The organism is Xanthomonas phaseoli pv. dieffenbachiae (assembly GCF_008639345.1).
Classification (GTDB): domain Bacteria; phylum Pseudomonadota; class Gammaproteobacteria; order Xanthomonadales; family Xanthomonadaceae; genus Xanthomonas; species Xanthomonas phaseoli.
This window is the reverse complement of the sequence record NZ_CP041380.1, coordinates 3,359,060-3,379,747: the sequence shown is the minus strand read 5'-3', so window position 1 is coordinate 3,379,747 and position 20,688 is coordinate 3,359,060. Positions and strand designations below refer to the sequence as shown.

Below are 20,688 nucleotides of genomic sequence, written 5' to 3'. Positions count from 1 at the left end.
CATACTGCAACTGACACAAGCGTATGGTTAAATCGCGGCATGAACGACACCATCGACTCCAGCCTCACCACGCCCCGCGCCAGCTCCGGTCGCGGCAATCGCCTCAGCGCGGACGATTGGGCACAGGCAGCGCTCGACCTGATTGCCGAACAAGGTGTGGGCGCGGTTGCAGTCGAGCCGCTGGCGCGCCGGCTTGGCGTGACTAAGGGCAGCTTCTATTGGCACTTCCCCTCGCGCGACGCGCTGCTTCAAGCGGCCCTTGAGCGCTGGGAAATCTTCGAGCAAAAAGAGGTGTTCGGCAGCCTGGAAGACGTGCCCGACCCCAGCGCCCGCCTGCGCGCGCTGTTTCAGCTGGTCGCCCACGAAGTCAAACCGCACGTCATCTATAGCGAACTGCTCAAGGCACTCGACCACCCGGCCGTGCGCCCGGTCATCGACCGCGTCTCGCAACGTCGCCTCGATTACCTCATCGCCTCGTTCCGCCAGGCCGGCCTGTCCCGCACCGACGCCCAGCACCGCGCCCGTTTGGCCTACGCCGCCTACGTCGGCTTCCTGCAACTCTCACTGCAATTGCAACAGCCCAAGCCGGCCCGCGAAGATTTCGAAGCCTACGTCGAGCATGTGATCCAGACGTTGATTCCTGGGTGAGCGCTAGCATTGCCAGTGCTCGCTCCTATATAGGGCGAATGGAGTAGCACGTGTGGATGCGGCGGAGCGTACGCAAGAGCGCGTTGCCTTCTGCCTGGTGCCCACATGTGGCGTCTATCACTTCATCGATAGGCGATCGCAGAGTTCGGCGCGTCTTTCGATGTGCCGACAGGCGGCATGTCGACCGCCTTATGGGCTGTCGTCGGCTGACAGCTTACTTGCAACGTTGTGCAGTCTTGCGTAACCAGCACACTGCCACTGTTACGGCGCCCATTGTCCTTCGATCATGGGCACCGAAAGCAGTTGCCGTCGTCGCTGATGTCATGCCCATGCGGCGCAGATGTTGGGACTTCTCCGAGTTGTTACGCATCTGAAAATGGCTGGCTGCAGGGCACGTGTGCGGAGATGGTGTATCTGCTCCAAAAAAAAACGGCCCCGGTGAACGGGGCCGTTTCTCGTGCTGTCAGCCTATCAGAAGCGCTGCTGATACTTCATGTACATGAAACGGCCAATGTCGTAGCCGCCGTAGTACGAATATCCCGAGTTCGGCTGGCCGTAGGCCGGCGCCGAGTAGTGCTCGAAGATATTGTTGGCGCCAACTGCAACCGTGGCATTCCACGGCAGGGCGTACGCGACCTGCAAATCGTGGAACGTGTTCGAGCCCAGCTCGTTCATGCCGACCGTCGCGCCCTGGAACTCAGGAGCACTGAAGTCCGGCAAGCTGCAACGATCGGTGGCGAAGCAACGCTCCTTGGTACGCGAGTAGTAACGCGCGCTCCATGTCACGGACCAATCGTCCCACTGCCAGTTCACCGACAGGTTGGAGCGAACACGGAAGTTGCCGCCGTAGCCATTTTGCTGGCTTGGCGGATTGCTGGAGTTGTCGGCCTTCAGTTCGTTCTTGGATACGTAGGTGTTCAACAGCGAGGTGGTGAAGTTGCCCCACTGCGTCTCGAAGCGATAATTCAGATCGAAGTCGAAGCCTTCGGTCTCAACATAGCCGGCATTGCGCAGGCCGAACGAAAGGCTGGTGATGTTGCCCGCTGCGTTACGGGTAAAGCCCACGCAACGCGACTCGATACCGCGCAGGTAGCAATCATCCAGCAGGTCGGTCGGCGTGTCGCCAACGATGGTGTTTTCGATGCGGATATTCCACCAATCCAGCGATGCGTTGAGGCCGGTGATGAAACCGGGGCTCCACACCAGGCCAAGCGTCTTGGAGGTCGAGGTTTCCGGGGTCAGCGTAGGAGTCGAGCCGGACACGAACGGCACATTCGTCTGTTCGCCAGGGCCCGGTGCGGGAGCGACGCCCGACGCATTGAGCTGACGGAAACCTGCCGGCACATCAGCCAGGCAGCGTGCATTGCCGGCAGCCGGGCCGAACGAGGTATCGCACGGATCGGTGTAGTTCTCGAAGCTCTGCGACAGGCCGCCGAACAAGTCTGCAACGGTCGGCGCGCGGAAACCTTCCGACCATGTACCACGCACCAGCACGGACTCGAACGTCTTCCACTTGAATCCGAACTTGCTGTTGGTCGTATTGCCGAAGGTGTCGTAATCCGAATAACGCGTTGCCAGCGTGACGCTCAATTCCTTGGCGCCGGGAAGGTCCGCCAGCAACGGAACCTGCAGCTCGGCGTAGACTTCGTTGAGGTTGTAGCCACCGCGGGTCGGGCCGGCGGCCAGATCCGTCGAGATACCCGTCTGTGCGAGTGCATCTGGCGAGAACGAGCCGGTTTCTTCGCGACGTTCCACGCCAACAGCCACGCCCAGGTCGCCGGCCGGCAGCGAGGCCAGGATGCCGGAAACGCTTGCGAAGTAGTTCTTGGTGGTGGTTTCGGACAGCGCCTGGCCGGGCTGATACAGGTAAGCCTGGACGTTGGGGTCGTTCAAGCCGTTCGGCGCGTTGTAGCCGAACGGAACCAGCGGATTCCAAGGCGTGCATGCCCCGGGGCCGGAGCCGAGGGTAATCGGGTTAGCGGCGGTGCCGCACTGTGCCACACCCTCGGAATTGATGAAGGAGGGGCCGGTGGCCTGGCCGACGGCATAGGTATTGAGATTACCCGTGCTGATCTGCGTGCCTTTATTCTGGTTGTAAAGGAAGCCCGCTTCCCAATCCCAGTATTTCTCGCCGAAATTGAAATTACCGCTAAACTTGCCCGTGAATCGCGAGGTGGTCAGATTGTTCTGAACTTCGCGCGGAACTTCCCAGCCACGCCGGACATATTGAACAGCCTGCGGGGCGACGCCTGCAGGCAGCGTGCCGGTCGCCTGATTGCCCAGCGGATTGAAGACGCTGTCGATGGACAGGCCGCCGCTGCTCAGGTTGAAATTGGCGCTCTGCATCGGATAGCCGGCATTCTGTGCGAACGACTCGCGGTCGGTGTACAGAACGCTGGTGTCGAACGCGACATTGTCGGTGAAATCGAAGTGCCCATTGAGGAACGCCGATTTGCGCTTGATGCCGCTGTAGACCGTGGATGCCAGCGAGGGATTGGAGGTGTCGGTGCCGTTTAGCGCGCGATAGCTGGAAAAGTCAGCCGGATCCAGCCCAGCAACGTCGCGGCGCAGCGTGCGCGTCGAGGTGCCGCCTGCAGCATTGGTATAAGCAAAACGACCAAATTCAGTGGTTCCCGAAAGACCGCCCGGACGCGGATCGGTCTTTTCCCCAGTCGGGAATCGGGCGCGGCTGAACCAGCGGTTACGTGCCCAGACCGGGTCTTCGTTGGTGTATTCGACGCCGGCGGTCAGCGAGCCGCGATCACCACGGAAGCCCATCGTGAAGTCGTACACGTCGCGCTGACCGTCGCCCTGGCCCCACTGGCCAATGTAGACGTTCGCTTCGGCGCCTTCGAAATCCTTGCGGGTGATGATGTTGATCACGCCTGCAATCGCGTCAGAACCGTAAATCGTGGATGCGCCGTCCTTCAGGACTTCGATGCGCTCAACCATGACGGCCGGGATCGAGGCAACGTCCTGCAGGCCGCCGTTGGTGATGCCGAGGCGGTGGCCGTCAACCAGGACCAAGGTACGGTTGGCACCCAGATTGCGCAGGTCGATGTAGTAACCACCGACGTTTTCGCCAGAGCTCAGCGGCGAGGTGCGGCTGATGGCCGGCGAGCCCGCGGTCGGAATGTTCTGCAGAATGTCCGCAACCGACTTGAAGCCCTGCTTTTCGATCTGATCCCTGCTGATCAGCAGCACCGGCTGGGCTGTCTCGCTATCGACCTGGCGGATACGCGAACCGGTCACTTCGATCTTGTCGAGGTTGGTGGTGCCGGCTTCCTGGGCCATGGCGGTGCCGGTACCGCCCACACTCACGACGAGCGCGAGGACAACTGCATCGCGCAGTTTGTTGGACTTGCAATTCATTAGCTCTCTCTCCAAGTGATCTTGGGTACTGCCAAGGGTTGTTTTGCCTGCCGGGGGTTCCGAAAAAGCGGATCCAAAACGTCAGGGTGAACCGATGGTATATGCGTTGCGAGAGAAATTAAAGTCCCGTTAACGAAAAAGAAGAAGGTTGTGAAAGTGGCCGCCTGGCATTCGATCCGCAACGAAAAACGCCACCGGCTGCAGGCCGATGGCGTCTTGAGAAATGCTTCGGAATCAGTGGGTTACAGGTCTTGCTCGTATCTTACGTACGGAACCGTACCGTCGCTGTTGCTCTCGTTACTTGGCGCGAACGGGTTCTTGCCGCGGGAAATGACGTTCTCGGCGCCCACGGTGAGCTGGCCGCTCCAGGGAGTGCGCCAGGTCAGGCCCAGGCCCAGGCCTTCCCATTTTTCGGGTTGGCCGGGGACGTCGACGACGCGACCGATGACATTTGCGCTGAAGGCACCGTAGCCGCCGCCAACGCTCAAGGTCTTGCTGTCCCACTGGTCGGCAATGGCCGGGGACACATCGGCCAGCGGTACCAGACGTGCGCGAGCATACGTGCCGCCGATCGAAACAAAGCCTTCGCGGCCGATGTTCTTCTGTCCGAACACCGTCAGGTCGTTTTGCTCGACACGCGTCAACGGGGCCTTGCCTGCGCCGATCAGCCAGGCAGGCAGGGTGTCGCGGCCTGTGCCGGCAGTGACGCCGACCCGGGCGCTACCGCGATTGAAACCCAGCGTGCCGGACACACGGCGCGAGGCAGCAGCGCTGTCTTCTTCGTCATCGCCGATGCCTGCAAGCAGGCAGTGGCTGGCAAGACCACTGATATTGGTGCCACGGCTGCTGTTGCAGAGCAGGCCAAGCGAGTCGCCGGAGCTCAGACCAAACGCGGCATCGAGCGAGTTGCGACCGAAATGCCACCGCGCGCCGGCTTTCTGCTCGCCGGTCGGCTCCAGGTACAGAAAGGCTTCCACCTTGCCGCTGCCCTTGTTCCACACCGGCAGGATCGTGCTTTCGCGTAACTGCTGGGCCGACTGCGCGTGCACGCCGGTGGCTGCCGCGAGGGCAACCATCAAAGCTAGCGGGAGGCGCAGTAGGTATCGCATACCAGAGGTCAGACCCAGGGGCAGTTGTTAAGTTCCCGAGAGCGGGCAAGTAGGATGCTAGGGTTTTTATGATTATTTAACAAGTGGTTGCATGCCCCCAGAACGCAACCATCATCCTATCTATTGCAACCTTTCCGGCGCTTCCTGCGAGGGCTGCGCTGCGTTGAAAAGTACGTCCAGCGCGGTCAACGGAAAGTGATACTCACGACCGCAGAATTCGCAGCGCACCTCAACTTCGCCAGTCGCCTCGGCGGCCGCGCGTGCCTCCTCTTCGCCCAGCGATTGCAGCATCGAGGCGACCCGCTCGCGCGAACACGAGCAGCCGAAGCTGAGTGGCTTGCTGCCGAGCAACTGCGGCTCTTCTTCGTGGAACAGGCGGTGCAGCAGGTCCTGGCCGGCGATCGAGAGCAGCTCCGGTGCGCCCAGGGTGTCGAACAGGGCCCCGATCCGGGTCCAGCCATCGTTATCGCCTTCATCGCCGGGTAGCTTCTGCAGCAGCAGGCCAGCGGCCTGATCCGGGCCAGCGGCCAGCAGCAAGCGCGTCGGCAACTGTTCGGACTGCTGGAAATAGGTTTCGAAAGCTTCGGCCAGATCCGGTGCCTGCATGCCGACCAGGCTCTGGTAGCGCTGCGGCTCGCGCGGGTCCAGGCCGGGGTTCTCGATGGTGATCGCCAGCAGCGCGGCCTCGCCCAGTTCGCGCAGGTCGGTCGGCGCATCCGCACCCTCGGCCAGCTGCACGATGCCGCGCAAGGTGCCGGCGGCGGTGCATTCGGCAAACAGGGTGCGCAAGGTGTCGTTGCCGCGCAGTTGCACCGACAGGCGCCCGTCGACCTTGGTATGGCCGGTGAACAATGCAGCGGCCACCGCAGCTTCGCCGAGCAGTTGGCGCGCGGCGGGCGGGTACTCGGCGGCACCCTGGATGTCGTGCCAGGCCTTGGTCAGGCGCACATGGACGCCGCGCACGCCAGCGGCGGGCAGCAGGAAACGGGAAAGCTGATCGTGATCGGTCATGGAAACATCGGGCGTAAGGGACGCTGGTTGCCGGATAATGCGGCAGGCATCGGGATTGAAGGTCGTATCGAACAATGGGGACGGATGCATGGGATGGCAAGCAGGCGGCGCCACCGCGGCGCACGCGGCGGTGGCGCCGCTGGCTGATGGCGGCCCCGCTCCTGTTTGCAGCGGCGAGCGTGCTGCAGGTGCTGGTCTTGCGGGTGGTCGATCCGCCGATCAGCAGCATGATGGTGGGGCGTTGCCTGGAAGCGTGGGGCGAAGGCGACTGGCGTTTTTCGCTGCATCAGCAGTGGCGTGATTACGACAAGATCGCCGCAAGCCTGCCGATTTCGGTGGTGGCTGCCGAAGATCAGCAGTTTCCGATGCACCACGGTTTTGATTTGCAGGCGATCGAGAAGGCGCGCGATCACAATGCCCGCGGTGGACGCGTGCGCGGCGCCAGCACCATCAGTCAGCAGGTCGCCAAGAATGTGTTCCTGTGGCAGGGCCGCAGCTGGGTGCGCAAGGGTCTGGAAGCCTGGTACACGGTGTTGATCGAGCTGTTCTGGCCGAAGCAACGCATCCTGGAGATGTATCTCAACGTGGCCGAGTTCGGCGACGGGGTGTACGGCGCGCAAGCGGCTGCGCAGCAGTTCTGGAGCAAGGATGCGGCAGGCTTGTCGCCAAGCGAATCGGCACGCCTGGCAGCGGTGTTGCCATCGCCACGGCGCTATGACGCGCGTCGTCCGGGTGCATTCGTGCAGCGGCGTGCGACGTGGATCCAGCGGCAGACGCGCCAGTTGGGCGGCCCTGCCTATCTGCAGGCGCCATCGCGGTGAACACGATCGAGACTGCCCAACCGCCGTCCGCACCCGAACGCCTGACGATACTCATCGCGGCCTTCAATGAAGAAACCAGCATCCCCCTGCTGCATCCGCGCCTGTGCGCGGTGTTGGCGCAATTGCCCGGCCTGCAAACGCACGTGCTGTATGTCGACGACGGCAGCACCGATGGCACCTGGGAGGTGTTGCACGCGCTGACCGAAGCCGATGCGCAGGTGAGTGCGGTGCGGTTGTCGCGCAATTTCGGCAAGGAAGTGGCGATTTCTGCCGGACTGGACCACGTGCTGCCGGGGGCTGTCGTGTTGCTCGATGCCGATGGCCAGGATCCGCCGGAGTTGATCCCGGAATTCGTCGCGCTGTGGCGGGGTGGCTACGACAACATTTTCGGTACGCGGGTCATTCGCGAGGGCGAAAGTTGGCTCAAGCGTAGCGCTGCGCACGCGTTTTATCGGGTGATCCGGCGCTTGTCGCGCACCCCGATTCCTGCCGATACCGGCGATTTCCGCTTGTTGTCGCCACGCGTGGTGCAGGCCTTGCAGCAGCTGCGCGAGCGCCACCGTTTCATGAAGGGGCTCTTCGGCTGGGTCGGGTTTCGCCAGGTGGCGCTGCCGTATCGGCGTGAGCCGCGGCTTTCCGGGCATAGCAAGTTCACGGTATGGCGGCTGTGGAATTTCGCAATCGATGGCATCACCAGTTTTTCCACGGTGCCGCTGCGTGCGGCCACGTATCTGGGCCTGCTGACTGCGGTGCTGGCGTTCCTGTTCGGCGCCTGGGTCGTCATCAAGGCCGCGCTGATGGGCGACCCGGTGGCCGGGTGGCCGACGCTGATGTCGGTGATCCTGTTTCTGGGGGGCGTTCAGCTGATTGCCCTGGGCCTGATTGGCGAATACCTGGGTCGCTTGTACGACGAGGCCAAGCAGCGCCCGCTGTATCTGGTTGATACCCGGCGCGGCGCGGTGGGAGTAGGCTGCGATCACCAGACCAAGCGCGGAGCGGGCCATGCAGACCGTACGACAGCTGTTGGGGACCAAGCAGGTTGAGGTATTTGCGGTTGCCGCCGATGCCGCGGTGATCGAGGCGATTCGCCTGATGGCCGAGAAGGCCATCGGCGCGGTCCTGGTGATGGACGGGTCGCGCTTGGTCGGCATCGTTTCCGAGCGCGATTACGCGCGCAAGGTGGTACTACGCGATCGCTCGTCTTCCACGACCAGTGTCGCCGAGATCATGAGCGCGGAGGTGGTGACAGTGTCGCCATCGGACACGGTGGAGCGCTGCATGCAACTGATGACCGACGGACGCTTTCGCCATCTGCCGGTGGTCGAAAACGGCCGCGTGCAAGGCGTGATTTCGATCGGCGACCTGGTCAAGGCGGTGATCGAAGCGCAGCGGCAGGATATCGATCAGCTGCAACGCTACATCGCCAGTTGACGCTGCGCTGACTTACTGCGCGTACTTGCCGCCGCAATCGCTGTCCTTGCCCGGGCCTGGTTCGAAGGTCGCAAGCAGGGCGGCCGGCGGTGCGATGCTGCCGAGCGCAACCGCGATCGCGCCGCGCACGCCGAGTGCCTTGAAGTCGGGGCGGAAGCTTGGGTCCTTGAAGGTGCCGCCGATCCGCAGCGGCGAGCGCAGGCTGAGGATGCTGCGATCTTTCGGGCGCGGGCGCAGCAGCAGATCGAGCGTTTCGTTCTTGAGGCTGATGTTGCCTTCGCCGACGATGATGGTGTCGGTGCTATCGAAGGCCAGTGCCCGCGACTGCATCAACCCATCCTGCACGCCGAAATCGCCGAAAATGCAGCGCACGGGAATCTGCCGGTCCTTGGTGAGCAGGTATTTCAGCGATTCGGCGATGTCCAGGCCGGCCAGCTCCATGATCAGGTTGCCGACATGGCCGCGGCCCATGCCGACGCTGATGCTGCCATCGGCGCTGCCGAGCATTGCGGCGATGGAGTTGCCGCGGCCACGCAGATCCAGCTCGCCGCCGATCGCACCCGAGGCCTGCTTGGCGAGCGCGGCATCGGGGAACAGCTGATCCAGACGAATGCCGCGAATGCTGGCCTTCAGTTGGGTGGTGATGACTGCACTGCGCGCATCCATGCCGATGGTGGAGCGGATGTCGCCGCCGGCGACGCCGAAGTTCAATGGATCCAGCCGCAGCAGGCCGTCCTTCAACGTCAGCGAGGCGTCCATATCGTCCAGGGGCCACGATGGTGCATTGATGCGCTGTGCGCGCCAACGTACCTGCGCGTCCATTGCACGCAACTTGGATAGGTCGTACGGCGTGGTCGGCAGAACGCGTGCGCTGGCGGCGAGCTGCGCGGCCTGTTTCTTCTGCTCGGCGTTTGCCGATTCGTTGGCTCCGGTTTTGGGCGGCGCGCCGACGAAGCCGGCCAGGTCGTCGAAATCCAGCCGTTTGGAAGCCAGGTCTGCGCGCAGGAACGGCCGCTTGTTGCGCAGATCGATCTCTGCAGTACCGGAAAGATCGCTGTCGCCGGCAGTGCCGGCGAACTTTTCATAGCGCCAGACATCGCCATCACGGCGCAGGCGGCCGTCCAGCGTGTAAGGCGGCGTGGAGGGCATCGCGACACCGATCAGCGGGTACAGGTCTTCCATATCCTGGCCGCTCAGCGCCATCTGCAGGTCGAACACCCGGAACTGAAACGGATTGGTCAAGGTGCCACGCACATGCGTCCGCGTGGCGCCGGCGCTGCCGCGCAGATCGATGCGAAAGGGGTGTTCGCTTTGGCTCAATTCCAGCGGCGAGGCGGTATTACCCTTGAGCGAGAACGGGTAGCCTTTCCAGCGACCCTTGCCGTCGATTCCGATCGGCGCAGCGCGCTGGTCGCTGCTGGGCGGTGCCAGGCTGTTGATCGCCACATCCACGTCCGAGCGGCTGGCATCGTCGATATATTGCAGCCGCCCATCATTCACCAACAGGCGCCCCAAGCGCGGCATGCTGCCGTCGCCATCACTCTGGTCGAAGACCCAGTTACCCGGATGGCTGTCGTTGCCAGCTTCCAGCAACAGGGTGGGGTGCTCAAGCCGGATCTCCGGCAACCGCAGGCTGCCGCGCAGCAATGGCCAGAATTCGACATCGATCTCGGCCGCGTTCATTTCTGCCATGGCGCCGCGCTTGGACCACGCGGCATTGCCCAGGCTCAATCGCTCGCCGCGTACGGTGGTAATGCGGCCCAGATCGACATCCATGATGACCCAGATGAAATGCGCGCCCGGTCTTCGCACTGACCGCGCGTTCGACCGGCCCGCGTAACCAGTTCCAGTCGAACAGCAGGACGAAGATCGCCACGAGGACAGCAACGATGCCGAGCCACATCCACCAACGGCGACGTCGCGATAGGCGGGCGGGCGAATGAGCGGGCGAGGAGGGCACGTTGTTCACGTGCGCAATGGTTGGCGATGGCTCGTGCACGGCGCGCGAACGCGCTGTGGGTCACAGATCACATCACCTGCGCAATCACCGCAACGAAGTGGCAAGCGCTACCGGCGAGCACGAACAGATGCCAGATGGCGTGGAAGTAACGCTGGGTGTCGCGTTGATAGAAATACGTGCCCAAGGTGTAGAAGAGCCCGCCAGCCAACAGCCAGCACAGCGACCAGGTGTCGACAGAGCGCAGCAGCGGCTCGATGGCCACGATGATCAGCCAGCCCATCACCAGATACAGCACCGTCGAGAGCAATCGAAAGCGACCGGTAAAGAACAGTTTGAAAATCACCCCGGCGGCGGCAATCGTCCAGATGGCGGCGAACAATCCCCAGCCCCAGGGGCCGCGCAGATTGATCAACGTAAACGGTGTGTAGGTGCCGGCGATCAGCAGATAGATCGCGCAATGATCGAGCACCTGCAGGCGCGCCTTGGCGCCCGGATGCGGAATGGCATGGAACAGCGTTGAGGCGACGTAGAGCAATACCAGCGTGGCACTGAACACGATGGCGGTGGCCAGTTGCCAGCCATCGCCATAGATGGCGGCCAGCGTAATCAGCACCGAACCACCGGCCAGTGCGGCAATCGCACCCAGGCCGTGTGTGACGGCACTGGCGATTTCGTCGCGCAGGTCGGTCGAGGGGGAGGCGTCTGCGTTCATGCCAAAAAGGTACCGCAATTGCGAGCAATTCGCATCGCCAGCGGTACCGCACGCTTGCTCCAGGTCATGCGCAGGTCAATCGATCGCCCTGGCATGCGCATGTTCGCGGGTGGCCGAGAAGCGCACATCCGGCGCGCGTTCTTGTGCCAGCTGCAGATTCACGCGGGTCGGTGCCAGGTAAACCAGTTCGCCGGCCGCGTCGATGCCCAGGTTGCCGGCATTTTTCTCGCGAAATTCCTCCAGCTTCTTGGGATTGTCGCAGTGCACCCAGCGTGCCGTGGTGACGCTCACCGGCTCGAAGATCGCATCCACGCCGTATTCGTCCTTGAGCCGGTACGCGACCACGTCGAACTGCAGTACGCCGACCGCGCCCAGGATCAGGTCGTTGCTCATCAACGGGCGGAAGAATTGCGTGGCGCCTTCTTCGGACAGCTGCGCCAGGCCCTTCTGCAATTGCTTGAGCTTGAGCGGATCGCGCAGGCGTGCGCGGCGGAACAGTTCCGGGGCGAAGTTGGGAATGCCAGTAAACGACAGCGATTCGCCCTCGGTGAAGGTATCGCCGATGGAAATGGTGCCGTGGTTATGGATGCCGATCACATCGCCCGGCCACGCTTCGGCGGCGATCTCGCGATCGGACGCCATGAAGGTCAGCGCGTTGGCCAATTTGACGTCCTTGCCGCTGCGCACATGCAGCGTCTTCATGCCGGCAGTGAACTTGCCAGAGCACACGCGCATGAAGGCCACGCGGTCGCGATGCTGCGGATCCATGTTGGCCTGGATCTTGAACACGAAGCCGCTCAGCTTGGCTTCGGTCGGCTCCACGCGGCGGCCGGTTGTCTCGCGCGTCTGCGGCGGCGGTGCGTGTTCGACGAAGAAATCCAGCAACGGTTGCACGCCGAAATTGTTGACGCCCGAGCCAAAGAACACCGGGGTCTGCTGGCCGGCGCGGTAGGCGTCAAGATCGAACGGGTTGCTTGCGCCTTGCACCAGTTCCAGCTCCTCGCGCAGCTCGGCCAGCATTTGCTCGCCGATCTTTTCGACCAGGCCGGGCGCCTCCAGCGAGGGGAAGATGGTGGAATCCTGACGGGTGAAATTGCGTCCCTGTTCGTACAGATGCACTTCGCCGGAGATCAGGTGCACCACACCCTTGAGGCGCTGCCCCATGCCGATCGGCCAGGTGACTGGTGCGCACTGGATGCCGAGCACGGTTTCCACTTCATCCAGCAGATCGATCGGGTTCTTGCCTTCGCGATCGAGCTTGTTGATGAAGGTCATGATGGGCGTGTCGCGCAGCCGGCAGACTTCCATCAGCTTGATGGTGCGTTCCTCCACGCCCTTGGCCACGTCGATGACCATCAGTGCCGAGTCCACCGCGGTGAGCACGCGATAGGTGTCCTCGCCGAAGTCGGCGTGGCCGGGCGTGTCCAGCAGGTTGACGATCTTGCCCTCGTACGGGAACTGCATCACCGAGGAGGTCACCGAGATGCCGCGCTCTTTTTCCAGAGCCATCCAGTCCGAGGTGGCATGGCGAGCGGCCTTGCGGCCCTTCACCGAGCCGGCCATCTGGATCGCGCCACCGAACAGCAACAGCTTTTCGGTCAGCGTGGTCTTGCCGGCGTCGGGGTGGGAAATGATGGCGAAGGTGCGGCGGCGCGCGGCTTCGTTGGAGACTTCGGACATGGGCGGGGCGCGCCCGGTTGGACGCCTGCGGAAACTGAGGAAGCCGACGATTATAGCGGCTTCGCTGCGGCACGCTTTTGCGGCAGGGGCGGGGCTCGGCGATCTGGGCGCCGGACCTCGGTCGGGCCGGCGGCGGTCAGGGCGCCGGCGATGGAAACTGCAGCTCGCCCTGCGGGCCGAGCATGCGGAACGGCAGCGAGAGCAACTGCATGTCGGCATTGCGCTGGATCGCAAAATGCAGGTGCGGCGCGGTGCTGAAGCCGGTATTGCCTGAGGCGCCAAGCCGCTCGCCGGTGCGCACCGCCTGGCCAGGTCGCACGGCCACGCCGTCGGGCGCCAAGTGGGCGTACAGGGCCATGCTGCCGTCGGCATGCAGGACGCGCACCAAGTTGCCGCCGCCAGCGGCGGGGTCGTTCGGGGCGCTGTCGAGGACATCGCGCTGCACTTCCATGACCACGCCCTCGCGCGCTGCCAGCACCGGCGTGCCCTGCGGCATGGCGAAGTCCACCGCATACCAGTTGGGCGGATCGGCGTGGCTGAATTGCCCGCCAAAGCCCTGCGCCACCTGCACCGGCACGTTGTGGAAGGGCAATTGATAACGCACTGGCTGCGGGGCGGCGCTTGGATCGCCCGGCACCACCTCGAGCGTGAGCCCGAAGCCGCCCAGGGTGCGCTGGTTGCTGGCCGGATACCGCCGGGCGACAAGGCGGCGCTTGTGTGCGGCCAACTTGAGCGTCAGCGGTAATTGCAGCACGGCGCGGTAATCCTCGCTGGGCGGTGCGCTCAGGCGCAGTTGCGCAGGGCCGGCCAGCGGATTGGCGACCCAGGCCAGATACACCGGCGCCTGCCATTCCAGCTGTAGCGAGGCGCCAGTGCCTGTGGCCGCAGTCGCGGGTTGTGCGTTGCGTGCCTGGGGCGAGTGCTGCGCAGCGCCGGGCCAATGCCAAGGCGGTTGTGCGTATGCCGCGGGTGCCCATGCCGGCAGCAAGACGCATGCCGCGATCAAGGCGGGCAGAGCAGTGCGAGACACGTGATAGGGCACGCCATCGACTCGAGCAAGGGGGCGCAAGTATGCGGCCCAGCGTCGAGAGGAGTGGTATCGGATGAAAATATATCTTTCCATCCGCATGAAGAGATTGACATCGTAAAAAGCCGGTGGCATCTTAGCCTCACCATCGAGACCGGCGGAGGGACAGGCCCTTTGATGCCGGGGCAGCCAGCGGAACGCGTTAAGCGTCCGCGTTTGGTGCCAAATCCTGCGGGGACCTCCGCGTCCGCCGAAAGATGGTTCGAATCGTGCCTTGCGCACGTCGAACGCGAGCTCCGCGAAGCTCGATGGCCGATCCACCCTGGATACCGCCATGAGCCTCGTGAATACAGCATCGCCGTCTACCAACGATTTCGTCGAAACCCCCGCCAGCAGCGACGACGGCTTCACTGCCGTGCGCGGCGAACTCGTCATCGCCCTGCCGATGCGCCATGCCGGCATGCGCGAGCTGCAGCTGCGCTATGAGCTGATCGGCGCGGCCACTGCGCCGGTGGTGTTCGTGGCCGGTGGCATCTCCGCATACCGCCATCTGGCCGCCAGCAACCTGTTCCCCGAAAAGGGCTGGGTGGATGGGCTGGTCGGCAGTGGCCGCGCGCTGGATCCTGCCGCGCGCCGCCTGCTGGCATTCGATTTTCTCGGTGCCGACGGCAATCTGGACGCGCCCATCGATACCGCCGACCAGGCCGATGCGATTGCCGCCTTGCTGGACGCGCTGGGCATCGGGCGCTTGCACGGCTTTGTCGGCTATTCCTACGGTGCGCTGGTGGGCTTGCAGTTCGCAATTCGCCACGCGGCCCGAGTAGGCGCCCTGGTCGCGGTGAGCGGCGCGCACCGCGCGCACCCATACGCCGCGGCCTGGCGCGCCCTGCAACGCCGCGCGGTGGCGCTGGGCCAGCTGCAGTGCGCAGAGCAGCATGGCCTGGCGTTGGCGCGGCAGTTCGCCATGCTCAGCTACCGCACGCCGGAAGAATTCAGCGAGCGCTTCGATGCGCCGCCGGAAGTGATCAATGGCCGCGTGCGGGTGGCGGCCGAGGACTATCTGGACGCCGCCGGGGCGCAGTACGTGGCGCGCACGCCGGTAAATGCGTATCTGCGCCTGTCCGAATCCATCGACCTGCATCGCATCGACCCCGCGCATGTGCGCGTGCCTACCGTCGTGGTGGCGGTGGAGGGCGACCGCCTGGTGCCGCTGGCCGACATGGTCAGCCTGGTCGAAGGCCTTGGCCCGCGCGGCAGCCTGCGCGTGTTGCGCTCGCCGTACGGGCACGACGCCTTCCTGAAAGAAATCGATCGCATCGACGCCATCCTCACTACCGCCCTTCGCAGCACCGGAGAAACCGCATGAGCTTTCGTGACCCCACCGACGCCCCCTGTACTGCCGCCACCGCCGCCGTGCGTGCCGGTATCGATCGCGACACCGCCTACGGCGCAGTGACCCCGCCGATCGTGCTGTCGTCGAATTTCTCGTTCGATGGTTTCGGCAACAAGCGCCAGTACGACTACACCCGCAGCGGCAATCCGACCCGCGACCTGTTGGGCGAAGCGCTGGCCGAACTGGAAGGCGGCGCGGGCGGGGTGATCACCTCCACCGGCATGGGCGCGATCAATCTGGTGCTCAACGCGGTGCTGCAACCCGGCGATACGCTGGTGGTGCCGCACGATGCGTACGGCGGCAGCTGGCGCCTGTTCAATGCGTTGGCCAAGAAGGGCCATTTCGCGCTGATCACCGCTGATCTGATCGATCCGCGTTCGCTGGCCGATGCCTTGGCGCAGTCGCCCAAGCTGGTGTTGATCGAAACCCCGTCCAATCCGCTGCTGCGCATCACCGACCTGCGCTTCGTCATCGAAGCGGCAAAGAAGGTCGGTGCATTGACCGTGGTGGACAACACCTTCCTGTCGCCGGCGCTGCAGAAGCCGCTGGATTTCGGCGCCGATCTGGTGCTGCATTCCACCACCAAGTACATCAACGGCCATAGCGATGTGGTGGGCGGTGCAGTGGTGGCGCGTGATGCCCAGCTGCATCAGCAATTGGTGTGGTGGGCCAATGCATTGGGCCTGACCGGCTCGCCATTCGATGCTTTCCTCACTTTGCGCGGTCTGCGCACGCTGGATGCGCGGCTGCGCGTGCATCAGGAAAACGCCGATGCCATCGCCGCGCTGCTGGACGGGCATGCGGTGGTGAATCGGGTGTATTTCCCGGGGCTGGCGGCGCATCCGGGCCATGCGCTGGCCGCGCGCCAGCAGAAGGGCTTCGGGGCGATGATGAGTTTCGAACTGGAAGGCGGCGAAGCGGCCGTGCGTGCGTTCGTCGATGGCTTGCGTTACTTCACCCTGGCCGAGTCGCTGGGCGGTGTGGAAAGCCTGATCGCGCATCCGGCCTCGATGACGCACGCGGCAATGACCGCCGAAGCGCGTGCGGCAGCCGGCATTTCCGATGGCTTGCTGCGCTTGTCGATCGGAATCGAGTCGGCCGACGATCTGCTGATCGATCTGCGCGCCGGTCTGGCCCGTGCCGAAGCGACCCTGACCACCGCCAGCCGCAAACAGGTCGACGCGTGAGCAATGTCCTGCCCGTTTCGCGCCGCGCGCAGGTCGCTGCAGTGACGCCCACGCCGCGGCTGGCGTTGCTGGGGACCGGCACCGTGGGGCGCGCTTTCGTGACGCGCTACACCGCGCTGCAGCAGCGCCAACTGCGCTTGCCGTGCTTCGATTGGCTGGCCAATTCGCGTGTTGCGCAGGATTGTGGCGTCAGCGCCGAGCAGGCCCTGCAGCACGCCAATGCGGCGCCGCGCGGGCAGGCGGTCTTGCAGCCGTGGGCAGAAACCACCGCACTGCGTGCCGGCGATGTACTGGTGGATGCCACTGCCAGCGATATCGTGGCCGATTGGCATGCCGAATGGTTGCAGCGCGGTGTGCATGTGGTCACCGCCAACAAACTGGGCCAGGGCACCGCGTTGTCGCGTGCGCAGGCGCTGCACGCGGCCCGTCATGCCAGCGGCGCGTCTTATGGCGACAGCGCCACTGTGGGCGCCGGGCTACCGGTGTTGAGCAGCGTGCGCGCGCTGGTGGCCGGCGGCGACCAGATTCATTCGATCGAAGGCGTGTTGTCCGGATCGTTGGCCTGGCTGTTTCATCGCTACGACGGCAGCGGCGCGTTTTCCGCCTGCGTGCGCGAAGCAGTGGCGGCTGGCTATACCGAGCCGGATCCACGCATCGATCTGTCCGGCGAGGATGTGCGGCGCAAGCTGCTGATCCTGGCGCGTGCCGCCGGGTGGCAGCTGGAGGCCGAGCAGGTACATGTGGAATCGCTGGTGCCAGCAGGCATTGCACGGTTGCCGCTTGACGCCTTGGATGCGCAGCTGGGCGCGCTGGATGCGGTGGTTGTGGCGCGCTGGCAACAGGCGCGTGCTGCAGGGCGTTGCCTGCGCTTTGTCGGTCGCGTGGACGCGCATGGAGCGAGCGTGGGTTTGCGCGAACTGGCGCTGGATCACCCGTTGGCAGGCGGTGCCGGGACCGATAACCGGGTGGCGATCAGCAGTGACCGCTATCGCGCGCAGCCGCTGTTGATCCAGGGACCGGGTGCAGGCGCCGAGGTGACCGCGGCCGCGTTGCTGGATGACGTGCTGCGGATTGTGGCCGGCTGATGACGGCGCGGTGGCGCCACCTTCACGGTTGCGACATGGGCTAGCGATTGACAGGCTGCAGTGCGTGCAGTGAAGTCGATGCCGGCGCATGGCCGGCATCGTGATGCTCGCGGGGGCGGTTCGGGCCAGCGGCGATTGCGTTACTTCAGACCCTTGCCGATGGTCCGCAGCAACTCGCCCTGGTAGTCGCCGCTGAACTCCCAGAAGAAGGCGCCGCCAAGGCCGCGTTCCTTGACGTAGCGCATCTTCTCGCCCACCAGTGCCGGGGTGTCGTAGCTCCAGAAGGTGGCACCGTCGTAGAGCCAGTGCGCACGCGCCAAGGGATCGACAGCGTGGGTGCCGGGCAGGCCGCGCAGCACCTTGTAGTCCTCCACGCCGTTCTCGTACGTTCCCGGCGCAGGGCTGCCGCTCTGGTACAGCCCGCCGTTGGCGTTGCCGACCTTGGTCCAGCCGCGGCCGTAGAAGCCTAGTCCGAGATTGAGCTTGGCGGCAGGTACGCCACGATCGAGCAGGGCCTGCATAGCGTCGTTGCTGTTGTAGCGGCGCTGGTCGCCGGTAGACGGATCTGCGGGCGAACCAAACAGCGCAGAATGGTGATTGGTGCGCGACTCCCAGGCGCCGTGGAAGTCGTAGGTCATCACGTTGATGTAGTCCACGAAACGGGCGTACTGGCCGGGGTCGGTGACGCGGATCTTGTCGATGCTGGCGCCGACGGCCACGGTCAGCAGCAGCCCGGGACGCACTTGGTCGAGCTGACGGCGGAACTCGGCCAGCAACGCGGTGAAGTTCTCCCGGTCCTCCGGGCTGCCGCAGGTCAGCCCGCAGGCCACCGGATATTCCCAGTCGATGTCGATGCCATCGAATACGCCGGCCGCCGCGGCGGTGCCGCCGGCGCCGTCGGTGACTGGCAGATTCCCGCTCAGGTAGGCGTCGATGCAGGAGGCGACGAATGCCTTGCGGTTCTCGGGGCGGGCAGCACTGGAAAAGCCGCCCGACCAGCTCCAGCCGCCCAGCGAGATCAGGACCTTGAGCCTGGGATTGGCGGCCTTGAGCTTCTTCAACTGGTTCCAGTTGCCACGCAAGGGCTGGTTCCAGGTGTCGGCCACGCCGTCTACGCTTTGTTCGGCGGAAAACGCCTTGGTGTAGTCCGCATACGCGTCGCCGCTGGCTCCGGTATTCGGGTCGGACGGGGCGATGACGCCGACCTCGCAGCGATTGTTGCGCACGTTGCCGAAGGCGTAGTTGATGTGGGTCAGATAGCCGGCCGCGCCACTGGCCTGGATGTCCTTGACGACATAATTGCGGCCGTAGATGCCCCACTGGGTGAAGTAGCCGATCACGCGCTTGTCGACGGCACGTGGCCGGTGGCGGGTGTCGGTTGACGTATTGGTCGCATCGGCGGACGGGGGATTGGGCAATGCCATCGCATGACCCGGCAGCACGACGGACAGAACGGTGAGGCAGCACGACAACGCCCCCGATACAGCGCAGTTCACTTTCATGGTGAATCCCCCGATTGTGTGTCGCGATTTCGGAACTGGCTGATGGCCGGCGTGTCGTTGTTAACGAAGTGCCAACCTGGATCGTCGTTGGACAGGCAAGCGTGCAGTGGCGCGATTTGCGCGGTCATTTGCCGATTTGCGAACCTTCCTTCCGGTGCATGCGGGCGTTTGGTTCTACCTGGCGAGAATGCCGAGACACGTCACAGATCGCCATGGCGGCAGGTGTTCAGCAGGTGTCGTCGTTACGCGGCCGCGAGACTGCCGACGCCGTGGTCAGTGCCGCCGGGGCGTGCGTGGCGCCCTGCACGCTGCTCAGCATTCGATGACGTTCACCGCCAGCCCGCCGCGGCTGGTTTCCTTGTACTTGTCCTGCATGTCGCGGCCGGTGTCGCGCATGGTCTTGATGACCTTGTCCAGCGACACCTTGTGCTTGCCGTCGCCGCGCATCGCCATGCGGCTGGCGTTGATGGCCTTCACCGCGCCCATGGCGTTGCGTTCGATGCACGGAATCTGCACCAGCCCGCCGATCGGATCGCAGGTCAGGCCCAGGTTGTGTTCCATGCCGATTTCCGCGGCGTTTTCGATCTGCCCCGGGTTGCCGCCAAGCGCGGCGACCAGGCCGCCGGCGGCCATCGAGCAGGCCACCCCCACTTCGCCCTGGCAGCCGACTTCTGCACCGGAAATCGAGGCGTTTTCCTTGTAGAGAATGCCGATGGCCGCTGCGGTGAGCAGGAAGTCGAAGATGCGTTGTTCGCAGGCACCCGCGCAGAACCGGTCGAAATAATGCAGCACCGCCGGAATGATGCCGGCCGCGCCGTTGGTGGGCGCGGTGACCACGCGGCCGCCGGCGGCGTTTTCTTCGTTGACTGCCAGCGCATACAGGTTGACCCAGTCCAGCGTGGTCAACGGGTCGCGCATGGCCGCTTCCGGCTTGGAGGACAATTCGCGGTACAGCGCTGGCGCGCGGCGCGAGACATTCAGGCCGCCCGGTAACGTGCCTTCTTCGCGGATGCCGCGCGTTACGCAGGACTGCATCGCATTCCACAGTTCGCGCAGGCCAGCACGGATCTCGTCTTCGCTGCGCCAGCTCTTCTCGTTTTCGAACATCAGCGCGGCAATGCTCAAACCACTGCGCGCGCATTGCGCCAGCAGTTCGTCTCCACTGAGGAACGGGTAGGGCAGCGGCGTTTCGTCGGCCACGATGCGATCGTCGGCAGCGTCGTCCTGGTTGACGACAAAGCCACCGCCGACCGAATAGTAGTCGCGTGTGGCGATGACGGCTTCGTCGGCGTCGTAGGCCGTAAAGCGCATGCCGTTGGTGTGGTAGGGCAGCTTCTGCCGCTTGTTCATCGGCAAGTCGCGCTTTTCGTCGAAGACGATGGCGTGCTGGCCCATCAAGGTGATGCGCTTGCTGGTGCGAATGCGCTCCAGCGTGGCGGGGATGATGTCCGGGTCGATCAGGTTCGGGCGATGGCCCTCCAGCCCCAGCAACACCGCCTTGTCGGTGCCATGGCCGCGGCCGGTCAGGGCGAGCGAACCGAACACTTCGGCGCGGATGCGCACCACGTCCTGCAGGCGCCCGGCATCGAGCAGCCAGCGATGCACAAAGCGCTCGGCGGCGCGCATCGGCCCCACGGTGTGGGAAGAACTGGGACCGATACCGATCTTGAACAGGTCGAACGTGCTGACAGCCATGCGTGCCGGAGAGGTGAGCGTAAAGGCGGCTATTCTAGTCGTTCGGCGCTTGCGG

The 20,688-nt window shown here is 64.3% G+C and carries 16 protein-coding genes and 1 riboswitch; of the genes, 7 read left to right on the top strand and 9 right to left on the bottom strand.

Annotated elements, in window-relative coordinates:
- The first annotated feature begins 39 nt into the window (after positions 1–39).
- The gene (locus FLG15_RS15285; protein WP_017157868.1) at positions 40–648 is read left to right on the top strand and encodes a TetR/AcrR family transcriptional regulator; all 609 of its coding nucleotides are present in this window, start codon (positions 40–42) and stop codon (positions 646–648) included.
- A gap of 471 nt (positions 649–1,119) precedes the next feature.
- Here FLG15_RS15285 and FLG15_RS15280 read toward each other — a convergent pair whose 3' ends face one another.
- The 3 genes from FLG15_RS15280 to hslO all read right to left on the bottom strand — a co-directional run bounded on the left by FLG15_RS15280 (position 1,120) and on the right by hslO (position 6,140).
- Positions 1,120–4,020: a TonB-dependent receptor domain-containing protein gene (locus FLG15_RS15280; protein WP_150146701.1), complete on the bottom strand. Its 2,901-nt coding sequence runs from the start codon at positions 4,018–4,020 to the stop codon at positions 1,120–1,122.
- 242 nt (positions 4,021–4,262) lie between these two features.
- The gene (locus FLG15_RS15275; protein ID WP_057679802.1) at positions 4,263–5,096 is read right to left on the bottom strand and encodes an XOO1806 family protein; all 834 of its coding nucleotides are present in this window, start codon (positions 5,094–5,096) and stop codon (positions 4,263–4,265) included.
- A 153-nt stretch (positions 5,097–5,249) separates the two neighbouring features.
- On the bottom strand, positions 5,250–6,140 hold the full coding sequence (gene hslO / locus FLG15_RS15270; protein WP_057679803.1) for an Hsp33 family molecular chaperone HslO: 891 nt from the start codon (positions 6,138–6,140) through the stop codon (positions 5,250–5,252).
- A 74-nt stretch (positions 6,141–6,214) separates the two neighbouring features.
- On the opposite strand from hslO, the gene mtgA reads away from it, so the two are divergent.
- From mtgA to FLG15_RS15255, 3 genes are read left to right on the top strand one after another with little or no spacing between them, the layout of a single operon-like run.
- Positions 6,215–6,961, top strand: coding sequence for a monofunctional biosynthetic peptidoglycan transglycosylase (mtgA, locus tag FLG15_RS15265; protein WP_057679804.1), 747 nt, complete (start codon positions 6,215–6,217; stop codon positions 6,959–6,961).
- A complete protein-coding gene (locus FLG15_RS15260) occupies positions 6,958–8,004 on the top strand; it encodes a glycosyltransferase family 2 protein (RefSeq protein ID WP_057679805.1) in 1,047 nt (348 codons plus the stop codon). The genes mtgA and FLG15_RS15260 overlap by 4 nt, the downstream gene beginning before the upstream one ends.
- Positions 7,964–8,392: a CBS domain-containing protein gene (locus FLG15_RS15255; protein WP_057679806.1), complete on the top strand. Its 429-nt coding sequence runs from the start codon at positions 7,964–7,966 to the stop codon at positions 8,390–8,392. Before FLG15_RS15260 ends, FLG15_RS15255 begins: the two co-directional genes overlap by 41 nt.
- A 12-nt stretch (positions 8,393–8,404) precedes the next feature.
- Here the strand turns inward: FLG15_RS15255 and FLG15_RS15250 are convergent, their stop codons facing one another.
- From FLG15_RS15250 to FLG15_RS15235, 4 genes are all read right to left on the bottom strand, one after another.
- Complete coding sequence (locus FLG15_RS15250) at positions 8,405–10,084, bottom strand: AsmA family protein (protein WP_342344117.1); 1,680 nt, start codon at positions 10,082–10,084, stop codon at positions 8,405–8,407.
- Between the two features lie 335 nt (positions 10,085–10,419).
- Positions 10,420–11,064: a PAQR family membrane homeostasis protein TrhA gene (gene trhA, locus FLG15_RS15245; RefSeq protein WP_057679808.1), complete on the bottom strand. Its 645-nt coding sequence runs from the start codon at positions 11,062–11,064 to the stop codon at positions 10,420–10,422.
- Positions 11,065–11,139: 75 nt separating this feature from the next.
- Positions 11,140–12,744 carry a peptide chain release factor 3 gene (locus FLG15_RS15240; protein WP_057679809.1) on the bottom strand — a complete coding sequence of 535 codons (1,605 nt, stop codon included), beginning with the start codon at positions 12,742–12,744 and terminating at the stop codon, positions 11,140–11,142.
- 136 nt (positions 12,745–12,880) lie between these two features.
- The gene (locus FLG15_RS15235; RefSeq protein WP_150146698.1) at positions 12,881–13,786 is read right to left on the bottom strand and encodes a M23 family metallopeptidase; all 906 of its coding nucleotides are present in this window, start codon (positions 13,784–13,786) and stop codon (positions 12,881–12,883) included.
- Positions 13,787–13,913: 127 nt separating this feature from the next.
- Positions 13,914–14,035, top strand: a riboswitch (SAM riboswitch).
- 70 nt (positions 14,036–14,105) lie between these two features.
- On the opposite strand from FLG15_RS15235, the gene metX reads away from it, so the two are divergent.
- Genes metX through FLG15_RS15220 form a run of 3 tightly spaced genes read left to right on the top strand, consistent with a single transcriptional unit; the run spans position 14,106 to position 17,436 of the window.
- Complete coding sequence (metX, locus tag FLG15_RS15230) at positions 14,106–15,137, top strand: homoserine O-succinyltransferase MetX (RefSeq protein WP_150146696.1); 1,032 nt, start codon at positions 14,106–14,108, stop codon at positions 15,135–15,137.
- Positions 15,134–16,351 (top strand): O-succinylhomoserine (thiol)-lyase, encoded by a 1,218-nt coding sequence (locus FLG15_RS15225; RefSeq protein WP_057679812.1) that lies wholly within the window; start codon positions 15,134–15,136, stop codon positions 16,349–16,351. The genes metX and FLG15_RS15225 overlap by 4 nt, the downstream gene beginning before the upstream one ends.
- A complete protein-coding gene (locus FLG15_RS15220; protein ID WP_209228182.1) occupies positions 16,348–17,436 on the top strand; it encodes a homoserine dehydrogenase in 1,089 nt (362 codons plus the stop codon). The genes FLG15_RS15225 and FLG15_RS15220 overlap by 4 nt, the downstream gene beginning before the upstream one ends.
- 140 nt (positions 17,437–17,576) lie before the next feature.
- Here the strand turns inward: FLG15_RS15220 and FLG15_RS15215 are convergent, their stop codons facing one another.
- Together FLG15_RS15215 and FLG15_RS15210 are read right to left on the bottom strand one after the other, a co-directional pair.
- Positions 17,577–18,860, bottom strand: coding sequence for a glycoside hydrolase family 18 protein (locus FLG15_RS15215; protein WP_150146693.1), 1,284 nt, complete (start codon positions 18,858–18,860; stop codon positions 17,577–17,579).
- A 390-nt stretch (positions 18,861–19,250) separates the two neighbouring features.
- Entirely contained in the window at positions 19,251–20,633 is a 1,383-nt protein-coding gene (locus FLG15_RS15210; protein WP_017157853.1) for an L-serine ammonia-lyase, read from the bottom strand.
- Positions 20,634–20,688 lie beyond the last annotated feature (55 nt).